Source organism: uncultured Ralstonia sp. (assembly GCA_913056305.1).
Lineage (GTDB): Bacteria > Pseudomonadota > Gammaproteobacteria > Burkholderiales > Burkholderiaceae > Ralstonia.
Window position 1 is genome coordinate 1 of the sequence record CAJXMR010000403.1, and the last position, 2,185, is coordinate 2,185.

2 protein-coding genes and 1 pseudogene are annotated in these 2,185 nt (G+C 64.2%); all 3 read left to right on the forward strand.

Going from position 1 to position 2,185, the window contains the following annotated elements; all coding sequences use genetic code 11:
- Window positions 1-242 (forward strand): annotated as a pseudogene (locus QZ609_RS26585) (nitrate ABC transporter substrate-binding protein); the annotation flags it as partial.
- A gap of 171 nt (window positions 243-413) precedes the next feature.
- Window positions 414-1,265, forward strand: a complete 852-nt coding sequence (gene ntrB, locus QZ609_RS26590) for a nitrate ABC transporter permease (RefSeq protein ID WP_295501546.1) — start codon at window positions 414-416, stop codon at window positions 1,263-1,265.
- A 16-nt stretch (window positions 1,266-1,281) separates the two neighbouring features.
- Entirely contained in the window at window positions 1,282-2,088 is an 807-nt protein-coding gene (locus tag QZ609_RS26595) for an ABC transporter ATP-binding protein (RefSeq protein WP_295501549.1), read from the forward strand.
- Window positions 2,089-2,185: the final 97 nt, after the last annotated feature.

Consider the following 2,185-nt stretch of genomic DNA (forward strand, 5'->3'; position numbering starts at 1 on the left):
ACCTGTCGGACGGCATGTGGTTCCTCACGCAGCACAAGCGCTGGGGCCTGCTGAAAACGCATCCGGATTACCTGGCCATCGCCCGCCAGGTCAACCGCGTCGACATCTTCAAGCAAGCCGCCACCGCCACCGGCACGCCCGTGCCCAAGAGCGACATGCGCACGGCCAAGCTGATCGACGGCGTGGTGTGGGATGCCAAGAACCCGGCCGCCTACGCAGACGGTTTCAAGATCAAGGCCTGAAAACCTGCTCATGATCCTACTGCGCGCCCCGATCTTGGCTCTGCGATGCTCGCCGTACACGTGTACGGCTGCGCTTCTCAAGCCAACCTCGGGCCGCTCGCTACGGATCCTGAACAGGTTCTGACGCCCCTCTCCTTCTGATTGCGGTCCTTCACGTCGATGGAGCCCGACATGAACACGCTTGTCAAAGCTGTGCCCGGCGTGCAGTCCGACGCCGCCCCTGCCCGTCGCCGCATCGTGTTGCGCGACTGGTTCGTTGCCGCCGTGGTGCGCGGCTTTCCGCCCGTGCTGGGCTTTGCGATCTTCGTGCTGGCGTGGCAGGGCATCGCTGCCGCCATCCCCGCGCTGCCCACCCCGGCCGTGACATGGAAAGCGGCCGTCGCCCTCTTTGCCGATCCGTTTTACCGCAACGGCCCCAACGACCAGGGCGTGGGCTGGAACGTACTGGCGTCGCTGGCGCGGGTGGGCGCGGGCTTCGGCATGGCGGCGGTGATCGGCATTCCGGCCGGCTTCCTGATCGGGCGCTTCGCGTTTCTCAATGCCATGGCCTCGCCCATCATCAGCCTGCTGCGGCCGGTGTCGCCGCTGGCGTGGCTGCCGATCGGGCTGCTGCTGTTCAAATCTGCCAACCCGGCGGCGATCTGGGCGATCTTCATCTGCTCGATCTGGCCGATGGTCATCAACACCGCCGTGGGCGTGACGCGCGTGCCGCAGGATTACCTGAACGTGGCGCGTGTGCTGAACCTGTCGGAGTGGAAGGTGTTCACGCGCGTGCTGTTCCCGGCGGTGCTGCCCTACATGCTGACCGGCGTGCGCCTGTCGATCGGCACCGCGTGGCTGGTGATCGTCGCCGCCGAGATGCTCACCGGCGGGGTCGGCATCGGCTTCTGGCTGTGGGATGAGTGGAACAACCTGAAAGTCGAGCACATCGTCATCGCCATCTTCGTGATTGGGGTGGTGGGGCTGCTGCTGGAGCACGCGCTGCTGGCGATTGCGCGCCGGTTCTCGTATGACGCGGTTTGAGAAAGAGGGGATGGCCATGACAGACAAGCTCCTGCGCATCGAACACGTGGGCCAGACGTTCAAGACCAAGAGCGGCCCGTTCGTCGCCTTGCGCGACATCGAGCTGACGGTGGCGCGTGGTGAGTGCATTGCGTTGATCGGGCACTCAGGCTGCGGCAAGTCGACCTTGTTGAACCTCATTGCCGGGCTCACGCGGCCGACCAGCGGTGGGCTGATCCTCGCCGAGCGCGAGATCGCCGGGCCGGGGCCGGATCGGGCGGTGGTGTTTCAGAACCATTCGCTGCTGCCGTGGCTCACGTGTTTTGACAACGTGTACCTGGCCGTCGAGCGCGTGTTTGGCAAGACCGCATCGAAGGCTGACTTGAAGGCGCGCACGCATGCGGCGCTGGCGCTGGTGGGGCTCACGCATGCCGAGCAGAAACATCCGCATGAGATTTCTGGGGGGATGAAGCAGCGGGTCGGGATTGCGCGGGCACTGTCGATGGAGCCGAAGGTGCTGCTGATGGACGAGCCGTTTGGGGCGTTGGATGCACTGACGCGTGCGCATCTGCAGGACGAGCTGCTGAAGATCGTCGCTGCCACGCAGAGCACCGTCGTGATGGTCACGCATGACGTGGATGAGGCCGTCTTGCTGGCGGACCGCATCGTGATGATGACCAATGGGCCGGCTGCCACCATTGGCGAAATTTTGGCGGTTGGCCTGCCGCGGCCTCGGGAGCGGATGGCGTTGGCGGATGATCCGACTTATCACGCGTGCCGCGCTGCTGTGTTGGATTTTCTGTATCGGAAGCAGCGGCATCCGGTGATTGAAGAAGCGGCTTGATGTTTTTTTTGGGTGGGGTTTTGGTGTTGGTGGTCTGCTCCCGTTTCGTCCCCTGCCGGGGCCGACTCACTTTCTTTGTCTTGCCAAAGAAAGTAAG